General features: G+C 68.0%; 14 protein-coding genes. 7 read left to right on the top strand and 7 right to left on the bottom strand.

Annotated elements, in window-relative coordinates:
• Positions 1 to 565: 565 nt before the first annotated feature.
• Positions 566 to 1,564: an LLM class flavin-dependent oxidoreductase gene (locus tag H0X90_RS14130; protein WP_077188795.1), complete on the top strand. Its 999-nt coding sequence runs from the start codon at positions 566 to 568 to the stop codon at positions 1,562 to 1,564.
• 36 nt (positions 1,565 to 1,600) lie between these two features.
• Here the strand turns inward: H0X90_RS14130 and H0X90_RS14125 are convergent, their stop codons facing one another.
• Positions 1,601 to 2,662, bottom strand: a complete 1,062-nt coding sequence (locus H0X90_RS14125) for an alpha/beta fold hydrolase (RefSeq protein ID WP_034200815.1) — start codon at positions 2,660 to 2,662, stop codon at positions 1,601 to 1,603.
• 185 nt (positions 2,663 to 2,847) lie between these two features.
• Here H0X90_RS14125 and pdxY point away from each other — a divergent pair, with 185 nt between their 5' ends.
• The 4 genes from pdxY (at position 2,848) to H0X90_RS14105 (ending at position 7,730) form a co-directional block, all read left to right on the top strand.
• A complete protein-coding gene (pdxY, locus tag H0X90_RS14120; RefSeq protein ID WP_006484315.1) occupies positions 2,848 to 3,708 on the top strand; it encodes a pyridoxal kinase PdxY in 861 nt (286 codons plus the stop codon).
• Entirely contained in the window at positions 3,690 to 3,941 is a 252-nt protein-coding gene (locus H0X90_RS14115) for a hypothetical protein (RefSeq protein ID WP_196438152.1), read from the top strand. The genes pdxY and H0X90_RS14115 overlap by 19 nt, the downstream gene beginning before the upstream one ends.
• Before the next feature lie 124 nt (positions 3,942 to 4,065).
• Positions 4,066 to 6,210: a phosphocholine-specific phospholipase C gene (locus H0X90_RS14110; protein WP_077188796.1), complete on the top strand. Its 2,145-nt coding sequence runs from the start codon at positions 4,066 to 4,068 to the stop codon at positions 6,208 to 6,210.
• A 371-nt stretch (positions 6,211 to 6,581) separates the two neighbouring features.
• The gene (locus H0X90_RS14105; protein ID WP_006497706.1) at positions 6,582 to 7,730 is read left to right on the top strand and encodes a branched-chain amino acid ABC transporter substrate-binding protein; all 1,149 of its coding nucleotides are present in this window, start codon (positions 6,582 to 6,584) and stop codon (positions 7,728 to 7,730) included.
• Positions 7,731 to 7,868: 138 nt separating this feature from the next.
• On the opposite strand, the gene H0X90_RS14100 is transcribed toward H0X90_RS14105, so the two are convergent.
• Positions 7,869 to 8,618, bottom strand: coding sequence for a FadR/GntR family transcriptional regulator (locus H0X90_RS14100; RefSeq protein ID WP_006484310.1), 750 nt, complete (start codon positions 8,616 to 8,618; stop codon positions 7,869 to 7,871).
• Between the two features lie 357 nt (positions 8,619 to 8,975).
• On the opposite strand from H0X90_RS14100, the gene gudD reads away from it, so the two are divergent.
• Positions 8,976 to 10,328, top strand: a complete 1,353-nt coding sequence (gene gudD, locus H0X90_RS14095) for a glucarate dehydratase (RefSeq protein ID WP_077188801.1) — start codon at positions 8,976 to 8,978, stop codon at positions 10,326 to 10,328.
• Positions 10,329 to 10,435: 107 nt separating this feature from the next.
• On the opposite strand, the gene H0X90_RS14090 is transcribed toward gudD, so the two are convergent.
• From H0X90_RS14090 to H0X90_RS14080, 3 genes are all read right to left on the bottom strand, one after another.
• The gene (locus H0X90_RS14090) at positions 10,436 to 10,900 is read right to left on the bottom strand and encodes a DUF2214 family protein (RefSeq protein WP_006497708.1); all 465 of its coding nucleotides are present in this window, start codon (positions 10,898 to 10,900) and stop codon (positions 10,436 to 10,438) included.
• 39 nt (positions 10,901 to 10,939) lie between these two features.
• Positions 10,940 to 11,743 carry a hypothetical protein gene (locus tag H0X90_RS14085; protein WP_060213575.1) on the bottom strand — a complete coding sequence of 268 codons (804 nt, stop codon included), beginning with the start codon at positions 11,741 to 11,743 and terminating at the stop codon, positions 10,940 to 10,942.
• A gap of 235 nt (positions 11,744 to 11,978) precedes the next feature.
• A complete protein-coding gene (locus tag H0X90_RS14080) occupies positions 11,979 to 13,043 on the bottom strand; it encodes a glycosyltransferase family 4 protein (RefSeq protein WP_006476459.1) in 1,065 nt (354 codons plus the stop codon).
• A gap of 564 nt (positions 13,044 to 13,607) precedes the next feature.
• On the opposite strand from H0X90_RS14080, the gene H0X90_RS14075 reads away from it, so the two are divergent.
• Positions 13,608 to 15,440: an ABC transporter ATP-binding protein gene (locus H0X90_RS14075; RefSeq protein ID WP_196438151.1), complete on the top strand. Its 1,833-nt coding sequence runs from the start codon at positions 13,608 to 13,610 to the stop codon at positions 15,438 to 15,440.
• A gap of 82 nt (positions 15,441 to 15,522) precedes the next feature.
• Here H0X90_RS14075 and otsA read toward each other — a convergent pair whose 3' ends face one another.
• Both otsA and otsB read right to left on the bottom strand, forming a co-directional pair.
• On the bottom strand, positions 15,523 to 16,908 hold the full coding sequence (otsA, locus tag H0X90_RS14070; RefSeq protein ID WP_077188797.1) for an alpha,alpha-trehalose-phosphate synthase (UDP-forming): 1,386 nt from the start codon (positions 16,906 to 16,908) through the stop codon (positions 15,523 to 15,525).
• Positions 16,905 to 17,657 carry a trehalose-phosphatase gene (gene otsB / locus H0X90_RS14065; RefSeq protein ID WP_077188798.1) on the bottom strand — a complete coding sequence of 251 codons (753 nt, stop codon included), beginning with the start codon at positions 17,655 to 17,657 and terminating at the stop codon, positions 16,905 to 16,907. Before otsB ends, otsA begins: the two co-directional genes overlap by 4 nt.
• Positions 17,658 to 17,735 lie beyond the last annotated feature (78 nt).

Here is a 17,735-nt window from a genome sequence, read left to right as displayed (position 1 = left end):
CAGCGACGAACGCGGGCACGACCCGACTCCTTGTTCCAGCAGCGTCTGTAATGGGGAAGGCACGACCCGTTGTTCGGGTGCGGCCATGCCCGGCTTCGCGTGGCGTATCCCCGCGCAGCACCCGGACGGCATGCGGGAAGACTCGAATGGCTCCATTGGCACAACATGGACAGGCGCCGGATTTTAGCAGTCCGCAGCCCCCCGCGCGCGGCGCTACGAGAAACGGACTGGTGCGATTCCGGCAAAGCTGAGCGGTCGACGAACCGGATCGGCTCGGCCACGTTCACATTAGCGTAAGCACTTTGCAGGCGTATTGCAGTCTTTAAAATCAAACGTTTCGTGCAAATTTGTATGTCGATGCGGTTTCACTTCCAATCGCCGTAAAGATTGGTAATTAATCAGCGATTAGATTGATTTTTGCAACGATCGTCGCAAGCAACCCTGCACCCCTGTAAGGCGCATGGGTATCCGCGCGCGGCCAGCACGTTCCGGAACCCTTTGGCAAAATCGTTGGCGTCTGTTGCGTCAGCGCATCACCACGCCATCCCGTTTCGAAGGTCTTCCGATGACACCGTTTTCCGTACTCGATCTCGCCCCCATTCCGGCCGGCGCCGACGCCTCGCAGGCGTTCCGCAACACCGTCGATCTCGCGCAGCACGCGGAACGCTGGGGCTACCGGCGCTACTGGCTGGCCGAGCATCACAACATGCCGGGGATCGCGAGTGCGGCCACCGCCGTCGTGATCGGCCACGTCGCGGGCGCGACGCGGACGATCCGGGTCGGCTCGGGCGGCATCATGCTGCCGAACCACGCGCCGCTCGTGATCGCCGAACAGTTCGGCACGCTCGCGTCGCTGTATCCGGGGCGCATCGATCTCGGCCTGGGCCGCGCGCCCGGCACCGACCAGACCACGTCGCGCGCGCTGCGCCGCGACCTGATCGGCAGTGCGGACTCGTTTCCGGACGACGTCGCGGAGCTGCAGCGCTATTTCGCGGAGCCGGTACCCGGCCAGCGCGTGCGGGCGGTACCCGGCGCGGGGCTCGACGTCCCGGTGTGGCTGCTCGGTTCGAGCCTGTTCAGCGCGCAGCTCGCGGCGATGCTCGGGCTGCCGTTCGCGTTCGCGTCGCACTTCGCGCCGGATTATCTGATGCGGGCGCTCGAGATCTACCGCGCGCAGTACCGGCCGTCGGCCGCGTGGCCGAAGCCGCATGCGATGGTCGGCGTCAACGTGTTCGCGGCCGAGACCGACGACGAGGCGCGGCGCCTGTTCACGTCGCTGCAGCAGCAGTTCATCAACCTGCGGCGCGGCACGCCGGGCAAGCTGCCGCCGCCCGTCGACGTGCTCGAGGCGAACGAGCTCGAACTCGCGACCGTCGCGCATTCGCTGTCGTTCGCGGCGGTCGGCTCGCGCGACACGGTGCGCGACAAGCTGCGCGAGCGCATCGCGCTGACGGACGCCGACGAGCTGATCATCACCGCGCAGATCTACGATCACGCCGCGCGGCTGCGCTCGTTCGAACTGGCCGCGCAGATCCGCGACGAGCTCGCGAACGAAGCGCGCTGACGGCACGCTCGCGCGCCGCCGGCCGCCTGTCCCGCATCACTGCGGGCGCACGGCCTCCAGCCCGTCGAGCAGCGCCTTGTGGAACGCGTCCGGGTCCTGGATCTGCGGCGCGTGTCCGAGCGCCGGGAATTCGACGAGTTGCGCGCCCGGAATCGCGGCCTGCGTGCGCTTCGCGAGCTCCGGATAGCGGCCGAGCTTCGCGTGCACGTCGGGCGGCGCGACGTCCTTGCCGATCGCGGTCGTGTCCTTGTCGCCGATCATCAGCAGCGTCGGCACGCGGATCGCACCGAATTCGTAGACCACCGGCTGCGTGAGGATCATGTCGTAGATCAGCGCGGAGTTCCACGCGACCGCGTCGCGGCCGGCGCCGCGATACATGCCGGCGAGCATCTGCACCCAGCGCTCGTACGACGGCGACCACTTGCCTGCGTAGTACGTACCCTGCTCGTAGCGGCGGATACCGTCGGCCGTGGTCTTCTGTTCGCGCGCGTACCAGTAGTCGACCGACAGCGGCGGCACGCCGAGCGCCTTCCAGTCCTCGAGGCCGATCGGGTTCACGAGCACGAGCTGGTCGGTCGCTTTCGGATACATCAGCGCGTAGCGGATCGCGAGCATCCCGCCCGTCGAGTGGCCCATGATCGTCGCCGACTTCACGCCGACCGATTCGAGCAGCGCGTGCGTGTTGCGCGCGAGTTGCTGGAAGCTGTACTGGTAGCGCTCGGGCTTCGACGACTTGCAGAAGCCGATCTGGTCCGGCGCGATCACGCGATAGCCGGCGCGGCTCAGCACGCCGATCGTATCCTCCCAGGTCGCCGCGCAGAAGTTCTTGCCGTGCAGCAGCACGACGGTGCGGCCGTTCGGATGCGCGGGCTGCACGTCGAGGTACGCCATCTCGAGGGTTTCGCGCTGCGACACGAACGCGTACTCGTGCACGGGCGCCGGATACGCGAACCCTTCCAGGCGCGGGCCGTACGCGGGCCCGTCGTTGGCGGCGGGCGTCGCGGCAACGGCCGCCACGGGCAGCGCGCACGCGGCGGCGGCGCTCGCGCCGAGCACGGCGGCGCGCGCGACGGACAACATCTTGCAAATCGAAAGCATGGCGATCACGGTGATTGGAGACGCGCGCGGGCCGCCGGGTTGTGGCCGGACGGTCTCGCGCCCCCGCGATTCTACGCGGTCGCGTGACGACGGCGCGCAACACTCCGGGGCCGCGCGACTTCCGCGCGTATGACGAACTCGGGTATCGTGTGACGTGACCCTGAAACGCGTGCAGGCGAATTCCCATGAAAAACGTCCTCAGCATTCAGTCGCACGTCATCTACGGCCATGCCGGCAACAGTGCGGCCGTGTTCCCGATGCAGCGTCTCGGCATCAACGTCTGGCCGCTCAATACCGTCCAGTTGTCGAACCACATGCAGTACGGCCACTGGGCCGGCAGCGCGATCGATGCCGCGAAGATGGAACAGCTCGTCGACGGCGTCGCGGCCATCGGCGCGCTCAAGCGTTGCGACGCGGTGCTGTCCGGCTTCCTCGGCTCGCCGCCGCAGGCGCGCGCGGCGGTCGAGATCGTGCGCTCGGTGAAGGCGATGAATCCGAACGCGTGGTACTTCTGCGATCCGGCGATGGGCCAGACGGGCGGCATCCGGCCCGAGCCCGGTGTCGAGGAATTCATCGTGCAGGAAATGCCCGCGCTCGCGGACGGCATGTCGCCGAACCATACCGAACTGCAGAAGCTCGCCGGCCGGCGCATCGAGACCGTCGCCGAAGCCGTCGACGCGTGCCGCGCGCTGATCCGCCGCGGCCCGCAGATCATCCTCGTCAAGCACCTGCACGACCGCAACAGTCCGGCCGACCGTTTCAACATGCTCGCCGTCACCGAAACCGAAGCGTGGATCGGCCAGCGGCCGCTGTATGCGTTTCCGCGCCATCCGGTCGGCGTCGGCGATCTGACCAGCGCGATCTTCGTCGCATGCCGGCTGCGCGGCGATTCGGTGCGCGCCGCGTTCGAACACACGCTCGCGGCCGTGCACGCGGTCGTGAAGGCCACCTACGACGCACGCCGTTACGAACTCGAACTCGTCGCCGCGCAGGACGAGATCGCCCGCCCGAGCGAATGGTTCGGCGCGTGGGTGACCGACGCCTGACGCGCCGGCACGGCGTTGCGCTGCTCCGCCGCACTGCTTTCCTGCTTTCCCGCTTTCCTGCTTTCCCGCTTTCCCGCTTTCCCGCTTTCCCGCTTTCCCGCTTTCCCGCTTTCCCGCTTTCCCGCTTTCCCGCTTTCCCGCTTTCCCGCTTTCCCCGTTACACCGCGACCGCTGGCGATGCCTATCCCGATGCCGGTTCGCTGTCCGTGCAAACGTTTCCGGACTTCACATGAATGACACCGATTCCTCGCTATGCTCGCGGCGGCACGAACCGGCGCAGCCGCATCCTGCGACCCGGCGCGCGCCCTTCCCGCAGGTCCCGCCAATCGGCTTCCCCTTTACCGCACGATAACGACCATGACCCGATCGAACCGTCGTGACTTCCTGCGCGTCGCCGCCGGCACTGCCGGCGCCGCCGCGCTGAACCTGTTTCCGCCCGTGATCCGCGATGCGCTCGCGATTCCCGCGAACCGCCGTACCGGCACGATCCGCGACATCGAACACATCGTGATCCTGATGCAGGAGAACCGCTCGTTCGACCACTACTTCGGCACGATGCGCGGTGTCCGAGGCTTCGGCGATCCGCGCCCGCTGCGCCTCGCGAACGGCAAGTCGGTGTTCCATCAGCCGGTCGGCCCGGCCGAGCTGCTGCCGTTCCACCCGGGCGCGGACAAGCTCGGCCTGCAGTTCCTGCAGGACCTGCCGCACGGCTGGCAGGACATGCACGCCGCGTGGAACAAGGGCCGCTACGACCAGTGGGTGCCGAACAAGGGCACCACGACGATGGCGTACCTGAAGCGCGACGACATCCCGTTCCACTACCAGCTCGCCGATGCGTTCACGATCTGCGACGCGTACCACTGCGCGACCCCGAGCTCGACCGACCCGAACCGCTACTACATGTGGACGGGCTACGTCGGCAACGACGGCACGGGCGGCGGCCCGGTGCTCGGCAACGAGGAAAAAGGCTACGGCTGGACGACCTATCCGGAAGTGCTCGAACAGGCCGGCGTGTCGTGGAAGATCTACCAGGACGTCGGCACGGGACTCGACGCGAACGGCTCGTGGGGCTGGACGCAGAACCCGTACATCGGCAACTACGGCGACAACTCGCTGCTCTACTTCAACCAGTACCGCACCGCGCTGCCCGGCACGCCGCTGTACGACAAGGCCCGCACCGGCACCAACATCAGCGCCGGCGGCACGCTGTTCGACGTGCTTCAGCAGGACGTGAAGAACGGCACGCTGCCGCAGGTGTCGTGGATCTGCGCGCCGGAAGCGTATTCCGAGCACCCGAACTGGCCCGCGAACTACGGCGCGTGGTACATCGAGCAGGTGCTGAAGGCGCTCGTGTCGAATCCCGACGTGTGGAGCAAGACCGCGCTCTTCATCACGTACGACGAAAACGACGGCTTCTTCGACCACGTGCCGCCGCCGTTCGCGCCGCAGTCGCGCGCCAACGGGCTGTCGACGGTCGCGACGACCAACGAGGTGTTCGCCGGCGACGCGTCGCACATGGCCGGCCCGTACGGGCTCGGGCCGCGCGTGCCGATGCTCGTCGTGTCGCCGTGGACCAAGGGAGGCTGGGTCTGCTCGCAGACCTTCGATCACACGTCGCTGCTGCAATTCATCGAGGCGCGGTTCGGCGCGCAGTATCCGGTCACGGCCGCCAACGTGTCGCCGTGGCGCCGCGCGGTGTGCGGCGACCTGACCGCCGCATTCGACTTCGCGACGGCCGACGCCGGCTGGCCGACGCTGCCCGACACGAGCGGCTACGCGCCGCCCGACCGCGTGCGCCATCCCGACTACATCCCGGTGCCGCCGGTGCTGCAGAAGCTGCCGAAACAGGAAGCCGGGCTGCGTCCGGCGCGCGCGCTGCCGTACGAACTGTTCGTGCACGGCCGCGTCGAAGCCGCGAACGGCCAGTTCCGGCTGACCTTCGCGAACACGGGCCGTGCGGGCGCCGCGTTCCAGGTCCAGTCGCGCAACCGCGTCGACGGCCCGTGGGCGTACACGGTCGAAGCCGGCAAACGCGTCGCCGATACCTGGAGCGCCGCCGCGTCGCTCGGCCTGTACGACCTCGACGTGTACGGCCCGAACGGCTTCTACTGCCATTTCCGCGGCCCGTTCGCGACCGGCGTCGGCAGCGCGAACGTGAACCCCGAGGTGATCTACGGCTACGACGTCGCGAACGGCAACATCACGCTGCGCCTGATGAACCGCGGCCACAAGGCCGTGCGGCTCAAGGTCACGAACGCGTACGGCCACGGTCACGCGCGCACGTTCGACCTCGCGCCGGGCGCGCACGTCGACGATTACTGGGATCTGCGCGGCAGCCACGGCTGGTACGACCTGACCGTCAGCGACGGCCGGCTGCTCGGCTTCCTGCGTCGCTTCGCCGGTCACGTCGAAACCGGCCGCCCGAGCACCAGCGACCCGCTGATCCGCACGACCGCGTCGCACGACGACGCCGAAGCCGCGTCGGACGCCCTGTCCGACTGACGTCGCCCCACGCGCGGCGCGGCCCCCGGCGGGCCGCGCCGCGTCCTTGCCCCGCGCCGCTCTCCCTCCTTCCCGCCCGTGGCGTTCGCGACGGGAAACTCCCGATACCGGCCACCCGCGCACGCGCGGAAGCTATGCGCAAATCCGCATCGAATGCGCGGCAAATTTCCAAGACCCGCGCATATCGGCGACCTATATATCGAAGCAATCGGGGCTCTTCGCGGAGCCTGACGGGAGATGTTTCCGAGGATCACGATGCCGACCTCCCCGCCCGATCCCGAGAAGCGGTCGAACCGCCCGCCCGTCGCACGCGCCCGGCTCGCCCTGGCGCGCGCGGTACCTACTCGCAGGTGTCGAACAAGAGGAACAACATGAAATTCCGTCATTCCCTGCTGTCGGTGTCGATTGCATCCGCGCTTGCCCTCCTCTCGCAACAGGCCGCCCAGGCTGCCGACGCAACCGACGTGAAGGTCGGCTTCGCCGCGCCGCTCACGGGCGTGAACGCCGGCTACGGCAAGGACCTGCAAAACGGCGTCCAGCTCGCGCTCGACGATGCGGTCGCACAGAAGGTGCAGATCGCCGGCAAGCCTGCCCGCTTCAATCTCGTCGTGCAGGACGACCAGGCCGACCCGCGCATCGGCGTGCAGGCCGCGCAGGCGCTGGTCGACCAGAACGTGTCGGTCGTGGTCGGTCACTTCAACTCGGGGACGACGATCCCGGCGTCGGTGGTCTACGACAAGGCCGGCATTCCGGTGATCGACCCGGCCGCGACCAACCCGACGCTCACGTCGCGCGGGCTCGCGAACATGTTCATGGTGATCGCGACCGACGGCCAGAACGCCGGCAACGCGGGCAAGTACGCGGTCGACGTGACGAAGGCGAAGCGCATCGCGATCATCGACGACCGCACCGCGTTCGGCCAGGGCGAGGCCGACGAATTCGAGAAGGCCGTGAAGGCCGCCGGCGGCAACCTCATCGGGCGCGAGTTCACCAGCAACCAGGCGGTCGATTTCCGCGCGCAGATCACGAGCCTGAAGGCCAAGAATCCCGACCTGATCTTCTTCGGCGGCCTCGATTCGCTCGCGGCGAACTTCATCAAGCAGATGCGCCAGCTCGGACTGAACGCGCAGTTCGTCGGCGGCGGCGGCGTGAAGGACAACGAGTTCATCAAGATCGCGGGCCCGGCCGCGGAAGGCGCGATGGCATGGGAATACGGCCGGCCGCTCGACGAGCTGCCGCAGGGGAAGGATTTCGAGGCGCGCTTCAAGAAGCGCTTCGGCGTCGACGTGCTGTCGTATGCGCAGTTCGGCTATGACGCGGCGTGGGCGGCGATCAAGGCGATGCAGGCGGCCGGCTCGACCGACCCGAAGGCCTATCGCCCGGCGCTGAAGAAGATCGATTTCGAAGGCGTGACCGGCCGCATCTCGTTCGCGAACGACGGCTCGCTGAAGAGCGGGATGTCGACGCTGTACCAGGTGAAGAACGGCGCGTGGAAGACGATCGTGACGAAGGGAGGCTGATCGGCGAGGCAGGCGGACGGCCGGCGGCGGAAGCGCCGCCTGGCCGGGAGATCGCGGCGGTCATGCCGACCTCGTACGACGACTGATGTTAAAGCAATCCAGGTAGGCCCGTCGTGTCGCGGGCCCTGTCACGCAACGTCAGCCCGCCTCGGCCTCGGCCGCCTCGTGCGCGCGGCGCAGCCGCTCGCGGCTGTTGGTGAGGTGCGTGCGCATCGCGGCGCGGGCGGCTTCCGGGTCGTGGCGCGCGATCGCCTCGTAGATGTCTTCGTGCTCGTGGTTCAGCCGGCCGACGTAGCGCTCGAGATCGTCGCCGGCGAAGCGCGCGGAATTCACGCGGGTGCGCGGGATGATCGACGTGCCGAGCTGCGTCATGATGTCGACGAAATAGCGGTTGCCGGTGGATTGCGCGATCTGCAGGTGGAACTGGAAGTCGAGCTGCGCGGTGTCGCGGCCGCCGCCCGCGCCCGTCGCGATCGCGTCGAGCGCGCGCCGCAGCGCGGCGAGATCGGTATCGTTCGCGCGCTGCGCGGCCAGGCTCGCGCACTCGCTTTCGAGGCTGATGCGCAACTCCAGCACCGCGAGCACGTCGCGCAGCGTCGTGATCGTCGCGGGATCGATGCCGAGCGTCTGGCGGCGCGACGGCTCCAGCACGAAGCTGCCGATGCCGTGGCGCGTCTCGATGAGGCCGCTCGCCTGCATCCGCGAGATCGCCTCGCGCACGACCGTACGGCTCACGCCCTGCGCCGCCATGACTTCGGTTTCGGTCGGCAGCTTGTCGCCGGGACGCAGCGTGCCGTTTTCGATCTGCGCGGTCAGCGCGTCGACGACATCTTGTGCGAGGCTGCGTGCGCGACGGCGCGGCGCTGCGGGAAGCGTAGGCACGGACATGTGGCCGGTTCCTTTTTGAATGATCGTAATGTGAGCCGAGGGTTTACGCGGGGTTTGAGCGAAAGCCGATGATTCATTATACTGCGTCACAAGTCATCCGACGACTGATGATCGGCGCACGGATCTCCTGTCGACCCAGGTCGGCTGTACAGCACCGCCCGGCCCCGTACGCGACGATCGACCTGCGTTCGCGTTCTGCGCTCCGCTGGCCCGGTTGTCGCTCCCACCCCGTTTCGGGTTGCGTCGACATGCGGGCTTGCGCGCCACGCACGTCGGTTGTCGAATGATCGCACCTCCCGCCGCGCGCGGCAAAGCTTTTGCCGCACGGCATCGCCCACTCTTTCGCCATCGCCGCCCATGAACGCCGTCACTGCCTCGCCCTCCCCTGACACGCCGCGCATCGTCGACCTGCAAGCGATTCCGGTCGCCGGCCACGACAGCATGCTGCTCAACCTGAGCGGCGCGCACGGCCCGTTCTTCACCCGCAACCTCGTGATCCTGAAGGACAGCGCGGGTCGCACGGGCGTCGGCGAAGTGCCGGGCGGCGAAAGCATCCGCCGCACGCTCGACGACGCGCGGGCGCTCGTCGTCGGCCAGCCGGTCGGCAATTATCATGCGGTGCTCAACGACGTGCGGCGCACCTTCGCCGACCGCGACGCGAGCGGCCGCGGGCTGCAGACCTTCGACCTGCGCACGACGATCCACGCGGTCACCGCGCTCGAGGCCGCGCTGCTCGACCTGCTCGGCCAGCATCTCGGCGTGCCGGTCGCCGCACTGCTCGGCGAAGGCCAGCAGCGCGAACGGGTCGAAATGCTCGGCTACCTGTTCTACGTCGGCGATCGCACGCAGACCGCGCTCCCGTATCGCGACGGCCGCGGCGCGACCGACGACTGGACGCGCGTGCGCGACGAAGCCGCGCTGACGCCCGAAGCCGTCGTACGGCTCGCCGAGGCCGCGCATGCGCGCTACGGCTTCAACGACTTCAAGCTGAAGGGCGGCGTATTCGCGGGCGCCAGCGAGATCGAAGCCGTGACGGCGCTCGCCGAGCGCTTCCCCGACGCGCGCGTGACGCTCGATCCGAACGGCGCATGGTCGCTCGACGAGGCCGTGCGGCTGTGCCGGGATCAGCATCACGTGCTCGCGTATGCGGAAGATCCGTGCGGTGCGGAGAACGGTTACTCGGGCCGCGAAGTGATGGCCGAATTCCGCCGCGCGACGGGGCTGCCGACGGCGACCAACATGATCGCGACCGACTGGCGGCAGATGGGCCATGCGGTGCAGTTGCATGCCGTCGACATCCCGCTCGCCGATCCGCACTTCTGGACGATGCAGGGCTCGGTGCGGGTCGCGCAGATGTGCCGCGACTGGGGCCTCACGTGGGGTTCGCATTCGAACAACCACTTCGACGTGTCGCTCGCGATGTTCACGCACGTCGCGGCCGCGGCGCCGGGCCAGGTCACCGCGATCGATACGCACTGGATCTGGCAGGACGGCGAACGGCTGACGCGCGAGCCGCTGAAGATCGAGAACGGGCTGGTGGAAGTGCCGAAGCGGCCGGGGCTCGGGATCGACATCGACATGGATGCGGTCGCGCTCGCGCACGAGCTGTACAAGCAGCACGGCCTCGGCGCCCGCGACGACGCGGCGGCGATGCAGTATCTGATCCCGGGCTGGACGTTCAACAACAAGCGCCCCTGTCTCGTGCGCTGAGCACGGACTGGCCGGGCGGCGACATCGCCCGGTCACATCTGGCCGGGCGCCCTAGCCGGGTGCCCCTAGCCAGGCGCCCCTAGCCGGACGCCCCTAACCGGGCGTCCCTAGCCGGGCGCCCCTATCCCCCGCGCCATCCCCGACGCGGCGAACACGATGACGATCACCAACACCGCCTGCCAGTGGCCGATCCGCACGTAGGTGCGCGCACGGCCGATATCGGGCAGTTGCTGCCGCCGCGCGGCGATACGCCAGCGGATCAACCCCAGCATCGGCACGATCTCGAGCAGCAGGATCAGCACGAGCGCGGTCATCTTCAGGTGAAAGAGCGGTTCGTGCAGGTAGTACGCGGTCCCTTTCTCGAAACCGCCGAACGCGCGCGCGAGGCCCGTCGCGATCAGCACGAGCGCGGACAGTCCCCAGACCGCATCCGCCTTGAACACGCCGGGCAAATCGGCCGCCTGCGCCGATGCGATGAACCGGCGCAACGCGCGGTTACGCCCGGCGATCGCGGCAAACGCGACGCCGAACGCACTGAGGTGAATGGCAGCCAGCAACCAACGGACGATCATCCCGCCTCCTTGTCGCCCGCGCCCGGTGCGCGAGCCGTGTCAGACGATCTGCTTGAGCGCCGCGTCGAGCGCGAGCACCGCGACGCGGTCGCCCTCGGTCGCGAGCGGCGTGCGCATCACGATCTGCCGGTTGTGGCCGACAGCCGCCGGCGAATCCCACAGCAGTTCCACCTTCGGGCGATTGAACAGGCTGCCGCGACGCGGCGGCACGACCGCCGGCTGCGCGCCCTGCTCGCCCGCGGCGGGCGTCGCGGCGCGACCGGGCCAGCGCACCGACAGTTCGCGCGCATCGTACTGGCCGACCTTGCGGCTTTCCATCCAGACGATCGCGGTGCGCGTCAGCACGTCGAGCGAGATCGCATACCGGCCGATCGCGAAGCGGCGTGCGGCCACGTTGGTCCGCCACAGCGGCCGCGGCCGGCAGATCCATACGATCGCCGCGTACAGCGCCGGCGCGGCGACGAGCCAGCCGTTGGTTGCCGTCACCGCATGCAGCGCGCGGCGCCAGCCGGCCGCCCACGTGAACGCGCCGATCGACCATACGGCGAACAGGAAACCGATCAGCGCGAACACGCGCAGCGCCTGGCGCAGCCACTGCGGCAGCGGATGGAACGGCCGCTCGGCCCGGGCGGCGGCGCCCGGCAGCGCGAGCAGCAGGAAGATCAGGATGAGGTAGATGAATGCCCACGGCGACGACACCATCGCCGACAGCGATGCGCGATAGCCCATCTGGGACATCGAGAACAGCCAGCGCGCGAGCAGCACGAGACCGATCGCGCGCAACGCGAAGATCACGCCGGCGCCGGGGGCCGGCGCTGCGCGCGTGGTTTTCGTTCTCGCCAAGACTGCTCTCCTCTGGATATTCGTACCGGCCGGATTTCACGGCACGGCCATTATAGGGACATTACCGTCTGGACAGACGGCCGGATGGCGTGCCGGGCCGCTTCGAAGGCCGTTCGCGGCGCCGGGCGCGGCGAGAATACAACAGATCCGCGCCGCAGATGTGACAACGCCCCGCCGGAAAACCCGGACGGGGCGTCGTGACGGCCGCGCGCCGCAGTATGGCGGCGGCCCGCGATCAGCTCGCGTTGACTTCGCGGAGCACCGTGCGGCGCTTCTGGCGCAGCAGTTCCTCGTAGCCCTTCACGTAGTTCTGCGCCATCACCTTCGACGAGAAACGAGCTTCGAACGCGGCGCGCACCTTCTCGCGCGGCAGCGTATCGAGGCGCTTGAGCGCGGCGACGGCCGACAGTTCGTCTTCGACGACGAAGCCCGACACGCCGTTGTCGATCACTTCCGGCACCGAGCCGCGCTTGAACGCGATCACCGGCGTGCCGCAGGCCATCGCCTCGATCATCACCAGGCCGAAGGGCTCCGGCCAGTCGATCGGGAACAGCAGCGCATGCGCGTTGCCGAGGAATTCGGTCTTTTCCGACTCGCTGATTTCGCCGATGTACTCGACGTGCGGCAGCGCGAACAGCGGCTTGATCTTCTCTTCGTAGTACGCGCGGTCAGCCTTGTCGAGCTTCGCGGCGATCTTGATCGGCAGGCCGGCCTGCTCGGCGATGCGGATCGCCGTGTCGACGCGCTTCTCCGGCGAGATACGGCCGAGGAACGCGAGGTAGCTCGGCTTCACGTTCGGGATCGGCGTCAGCAGGTTTTCCGGCAGGCCGTGGTACACAGTCGACAGCCAGTTCGCCTGCGGCAGCGGGATGCGCTGGTTGTCGGAGATCGACACGACCGGCACGTCGCTGAATGCGTTGAAGATCGGCTGCAGTTCCGGCAGGTCGAGACGGCCGTGCATCGTCGTCAGATGCGGGACCGGCTGGCGCGAGAACAGCGAGAACGGGTAGTAGTCGATGTGGCAGTGCAGGACGTCGAACTCTTCCGCGCGGCGGCGCACCTGCTCGAGGAGCAGCATGTGCGGGGCCATCACGTCGCGGATCGTCGGGTCGAGGCGCAGCGCCTGCGGCCAGCACGCTTCGAGTTTCGCGGAAGTCTGCGAATCGCCGCTCGCGAAGAGCGTGACGTCATGCCCCATCTCGACAAGTGCTTCGGTGAGGTAGGACACCACTCGCTCGGTACCGCCGTACAGTTTCGGGGGCACCGCTTCATGCAACGGAGCGATTTGGGCGATTCGCATGCGTAACTCCTAAAAAATCGGCAAAAAACCAGGTATGGGTCGGCAACCTGCCGGCGGTCCGGGCTGGATGCAGGTCGTCCGAAAGTCGGACGAATCAGCCTGCCGGGGGCGTCGAACCCGCGCTGCTCAAGGAGCGTCGGCGACGCGACAGGCATAGAACGTTTGAAACGAAGACCCGTTGACAGGGGTTCGTAAAAAAACCTGGAATCGAACCCGGAGCCGATTATCTAGGGTTAATCCCGATACGGCGCACAACATTTCAAACACTTTACTTTGTTACAAAGGTGCAACACTTTGCAACCCGCGGACTCGGGTGTCCGTTCTAGAGTGGAAGGCCCTTTTGGCGATCCTCGTTACCCGCCGCTGCCGGCAGCGTGATTCCGGCACCTGCGGCAGGACGGGATGCCGGATTTTATCTCAAAATCGATCGCGAGCCTCTGGCCAAGGCAAGATTCGCGCAGCGCAACGCAGGCCTTGTTTACAATGCCGGATTAGTCAGTCCGGGCGAACGCCGGCCCGCGATCCAGCCGCCACGCTCAATCACCGAATCACCGCACGCATATTTTGGAATCTCTCACCCCCGCCCAGCGCAACGCCTACAACGCGAAGCTGTCGAGCTACGCGCATCGGCCGATCGCGTTCCTGTTCCGCTACATCCGCCGCCACCCGGTCGCGCACCTGGTCGTGCTCTGCAGCGTGCTGGCCGCCGTCGGCTGCGCGCTCGGCTCGCAATACGCGATCAAGCACCTGATCGACGTGCTGGCGACCGGGCGCCACCATCCGGGCCCGCTGTGGAGCGCGTTCGCGCTGCTCGTCGGGCTGATCGCGGCCGACAACCTGCTGTGGCGCGTCGGCGGCTGGGTCGCCGCGCATACGTTCGTCGCGGTCACCGGCGACCTGCGGCGCGACCTGTTCCAGTACCTGATCGGCCATTCGCCGACGTATTACTCGGAGAAGCAGCCGGGTACGCTCGCCAGCCGCATCACGGCCACGTCGAACGCGGTGTACACGTCGGAGAACACGATGGCGTGGAACGTGCTGCCGCCGTGCATCGCGGTGATGGGCGCGATCCTGATGATCATCGTCGTCAATCCGCTGATGGCGGCCGGCCTGCTCGGCTGTTCGGCCGTGCTGTCCGTCATCCTGTTCAAGCTCGCCGGCCGCGGCTCGGCGCGCCACCACGCGTTCGCGGCGAAGGCCGCGGCCGTCGACGGCGAACTCGTCGACGTGATCGGCAACATGGGCCTCGTGCGCGCGTTCGGGATGACGCTGCGCGAACAGAAGCGCTTCGGCGCAACGGTCAAGGCCGAGATGGATGCGCGCCAGCAGAGCCTGCTCTATCTCGAGAAACTGCGGCTGTTGCATGCGGTGATCACCGCGATGCTGTCCGCCGGTCTGCTCGGCTGGGCGCTGTGGCTGTGGGACCAAGGCCGCGCGACGTCGGGCGACATCGTGCTCGTCAGCTCGCTCGGCTTCACGATCCTGCACGGCACGCGCGATCTCGCGGTCGCGCTCGTCGACGTCACGCAGCACGTCGCACGCCTGTCCGAGGCGGTGAAGACGCTGCTCGAACCGCACGGCATGCCGGACCGCTCGGACGCGCAGCCGCTGTCGGCCAAGGGCGGCCGCGTCGACTTCGAGCGCGTGACGTTCGCGTATCCGCACCGCCGCGCGATCCTCGACCACTTCGACCTTCATATCGAGCCGGGCCAGCGTGTCGGGCTGATCGGCAAGTCGGGCGCGGGCAAGTCGACCGTGCTGGCGCTGCTGCAGCGCTTCTACGACACGCAGGACGGCGTCGTGATGGTCGACGGCCAGGACGTGAAGGGCATCACGCAGGACAGCCTGCGCCACGCGATCGCGCTGGTGCCGCAGGACATCTCGCTGCTGCACCGGACGATCTACGACAACATCGCGTACGGCCGCCCCGATGCGACCCGCGACGAAGTGCTCGCCGCCGCGCGCGACGCGCGCTGCGCGGAGTTCATCGAGGCGATGCCGGAAGGCTATGACACGATCGTCGGCGACCGCGGCGTCAAGCTGTCGGGCGGCCAGCGCCAGCGCATCGCGATCGCGCGCGCGATCCTGAAGGATGCGCCGATCCTGCTGCTCGACGAAGCGACGTCGGCGCTCGACAGCGCGTCCGAGGAAGCGATCCAGAGCGCGCTCGATCGCCTGATGGTCGGCCGCACGGTGATCGCGATCGCGCACCGCCTGTCGACGCTGCGCAACTTCGACCGCATCATCGTGATGAACAACGGCAAGGTGATCGACGACGGCCCGCCCGACGTGCTGCGCAGCCGTCCCGGCCTGTATCGCGACCTGCTTGCGAAACAGCACGGCCGCCATCATGCGGCCCCGCACGGCAGCACGCCGACCGGCGAACGCGTGGCCTGACGCGCCGGCATACCGCCGCGCCGACAAAAAAGCCGCCGTGCTTGCGCACGGCGGCTTTTTCAATTGCACCACCAGCAATAGTTCAGACGTGCTGCAGATCGCGCAGGAAATTGTCGCGCCACACCGACACGTTGTTCTCGCGAAGCTGCGCGATCATGTCCGCGTAACGCGCCCGCCGCTCGGCGAGCCGCATCGTCAACGCCTGCGACAGCGCATCGGCCATCCCGTCGATATCGATCGGATTGACGATCAGCGCGCCCGTGAGCTCGCGCGCGGCACCCGCGAAGCGCGACAGCACCAGCACGCCCGGATCGTCCGGATTCTGCGCGGACACGTACTCCTTCGCGACGAGGTTCATCCCGTCGCGCAGCGGCGTCACGAAGCCCACGCGCGCAAGGCGGTACAGCGCGGCGAGCACCTGGCGGTCGTACTGACGGTGAATGTAGAGGATCGGCGCCCAGTCGAGCTCCGCGTAGCGCCCGTTGATGCGCCCGGACTCCGCTTCGAGCTGCAGGCGGATGTCCTGGTACGCACGCAAATCCGCGCGCGTCGACGGCGCGATCTGCAGGAACGACACGCGGTTGCGGATCGACGCCTGGTGTTCGAGCAGCTTCTCGAAGGCCCGGAAGCGCTCGACGAGCCCCTTCGAATAATCGAGCCGGTCGACGCTCATGATCAGTTGCCGCCCGCGCAGCGACGTCGCGAGCGTGCGCACCGCCTTGCCGTGTTCGCCCGCCTGCGCGAGCGACGCAATCTCGTCCGGATATACGCCGATCGGATAGGCGGCCGCGCGCAGCGTCTGGCCGAACGCCCGGACGTGCACCGTGTGCCCGTCGCGCTCGACGTCGCCGTCCGCCTCGAACTCGACGTAGTCGCAGAACGCGCGCAGATCGGGCTCGGTCTGGAAACCGAGCAGATCGAACGCGCACAGCGACTCGACGAGTTCGCGGTGCGGCGGTACGTTGACGAGCACCTGCGCGGCCGGAAACGGAATGTGCAGGAAGAAGCCGATGCGGTTCTTCACGCCGGCGTCGCGCAGCGCGCGCGCGAACGGAATCAGGTGATAGTCGTGCACCCAGATCACGTCGTCGTCCTGCAGCAGCGGCACGAGCTGCTGCGCGAGCCAGACGTTGACGCGGCGGTAGCCGTCGAATTCGTGACGATCGTACTGGATCAGGTCCGTGCGGTAATGGAACGCGGGCCACAGCGTCGCGTTCGAGAACCCGCGGTAATACTGGTCGTAATCGCGGCGCGTCAACCCGACGGTCGCGAACGTCACGGGCCCGCGCTCCTCGATGCGGATCTGCGGCTGCGGCGCGCCGGACGCGACCACTTCGCCGCTCCAGCCGAACCACATGCCGCCGGTTTCCTTCAGTGCGTCGTAGACGCCGATCGCGAGGCCGCCCGCCGCCGGTTCGCCTTCCGAAATCGGCGCGACGCGGTTTGAAACGATGATGAGCCGGCTCATGCGTGCGGCTGCTCCGCGCCGAGCCAGCATGCGATCTGCTCATGCAGTGCGTCGACCGAATCGAGCCGCATGCGCGCGGACGTCTCGCCCGCGCCGACCTTGATCGACAGGCCGCCGCGCGCGTTGACCACCGCGAAACCCTTCTCGTCGGTCAGGTCGTCGCCCGCGAACAGCGGCACGCGGCCCGCAAAGGGCGGCTCGTCGAGGAACGCGGCCAGCGCGCGCCCCTTGTCGACGCCCTTCGGCTTGATCTCGAACACCATCTTGCCCGGTTGCAGCACGTACGCATCCGCATAGTCGGCGACGAGGCGCTCGGCCGCTTCGCGCGCCACCGCCTCGCGCTCGGGCGCGTTGCGAAAGTGCAGCGCGACGGCCGCGCCCTTGATCTCGAGCAGCATGCCAGGATGGCGGTCGACCACGTCCGCGAGCTCGCGCTCGATGCGCAGCAGGCGTTCGTCGTTGAAGCCGATGCGCTGCGTGTCGCCGTTCGCATCGCGGCGCTCCGCGCCGTGCAGGCCGGCGATCGGCAGATCGGGCATCTTCAGGAAAGTGTCGAGGTTGTCGATGCCGCGCCCGGACACGATCGCGACCGCGCCGTGCGAGCGGCGCGACAGCTCGTCGAGCAGCGTCAGCAGCGACGGCGGAACGTGAATGCTGTCGGGGGTCGGCGCGAGCTCGACGAGCGTGCCGTCGAAGTCGAAGAAGAACGCGGTATCGGTCAGGGACAGGGAAGCCGGAACGGATTGCATCGATTCGATAGTCTGAGGGCGACCGGAAAATGCCGGGCCGCCGCTGCGCGAATGGAGTTGTGCGCATCTTACCGCGCC

It is taken from the genome of Burkholderia sp. 9775_39, from assembly GCF_015712225.1.
GTDB lineage: Bacteria > Pseudomonadota > Gammaproteobacteria > Burkholderiales > Burkholderiaceae > Burkholderia > Burkholderia cenocepacia.
This window is presented reverse-complemented; position numbering and strand designations above follow the sequence as displayed.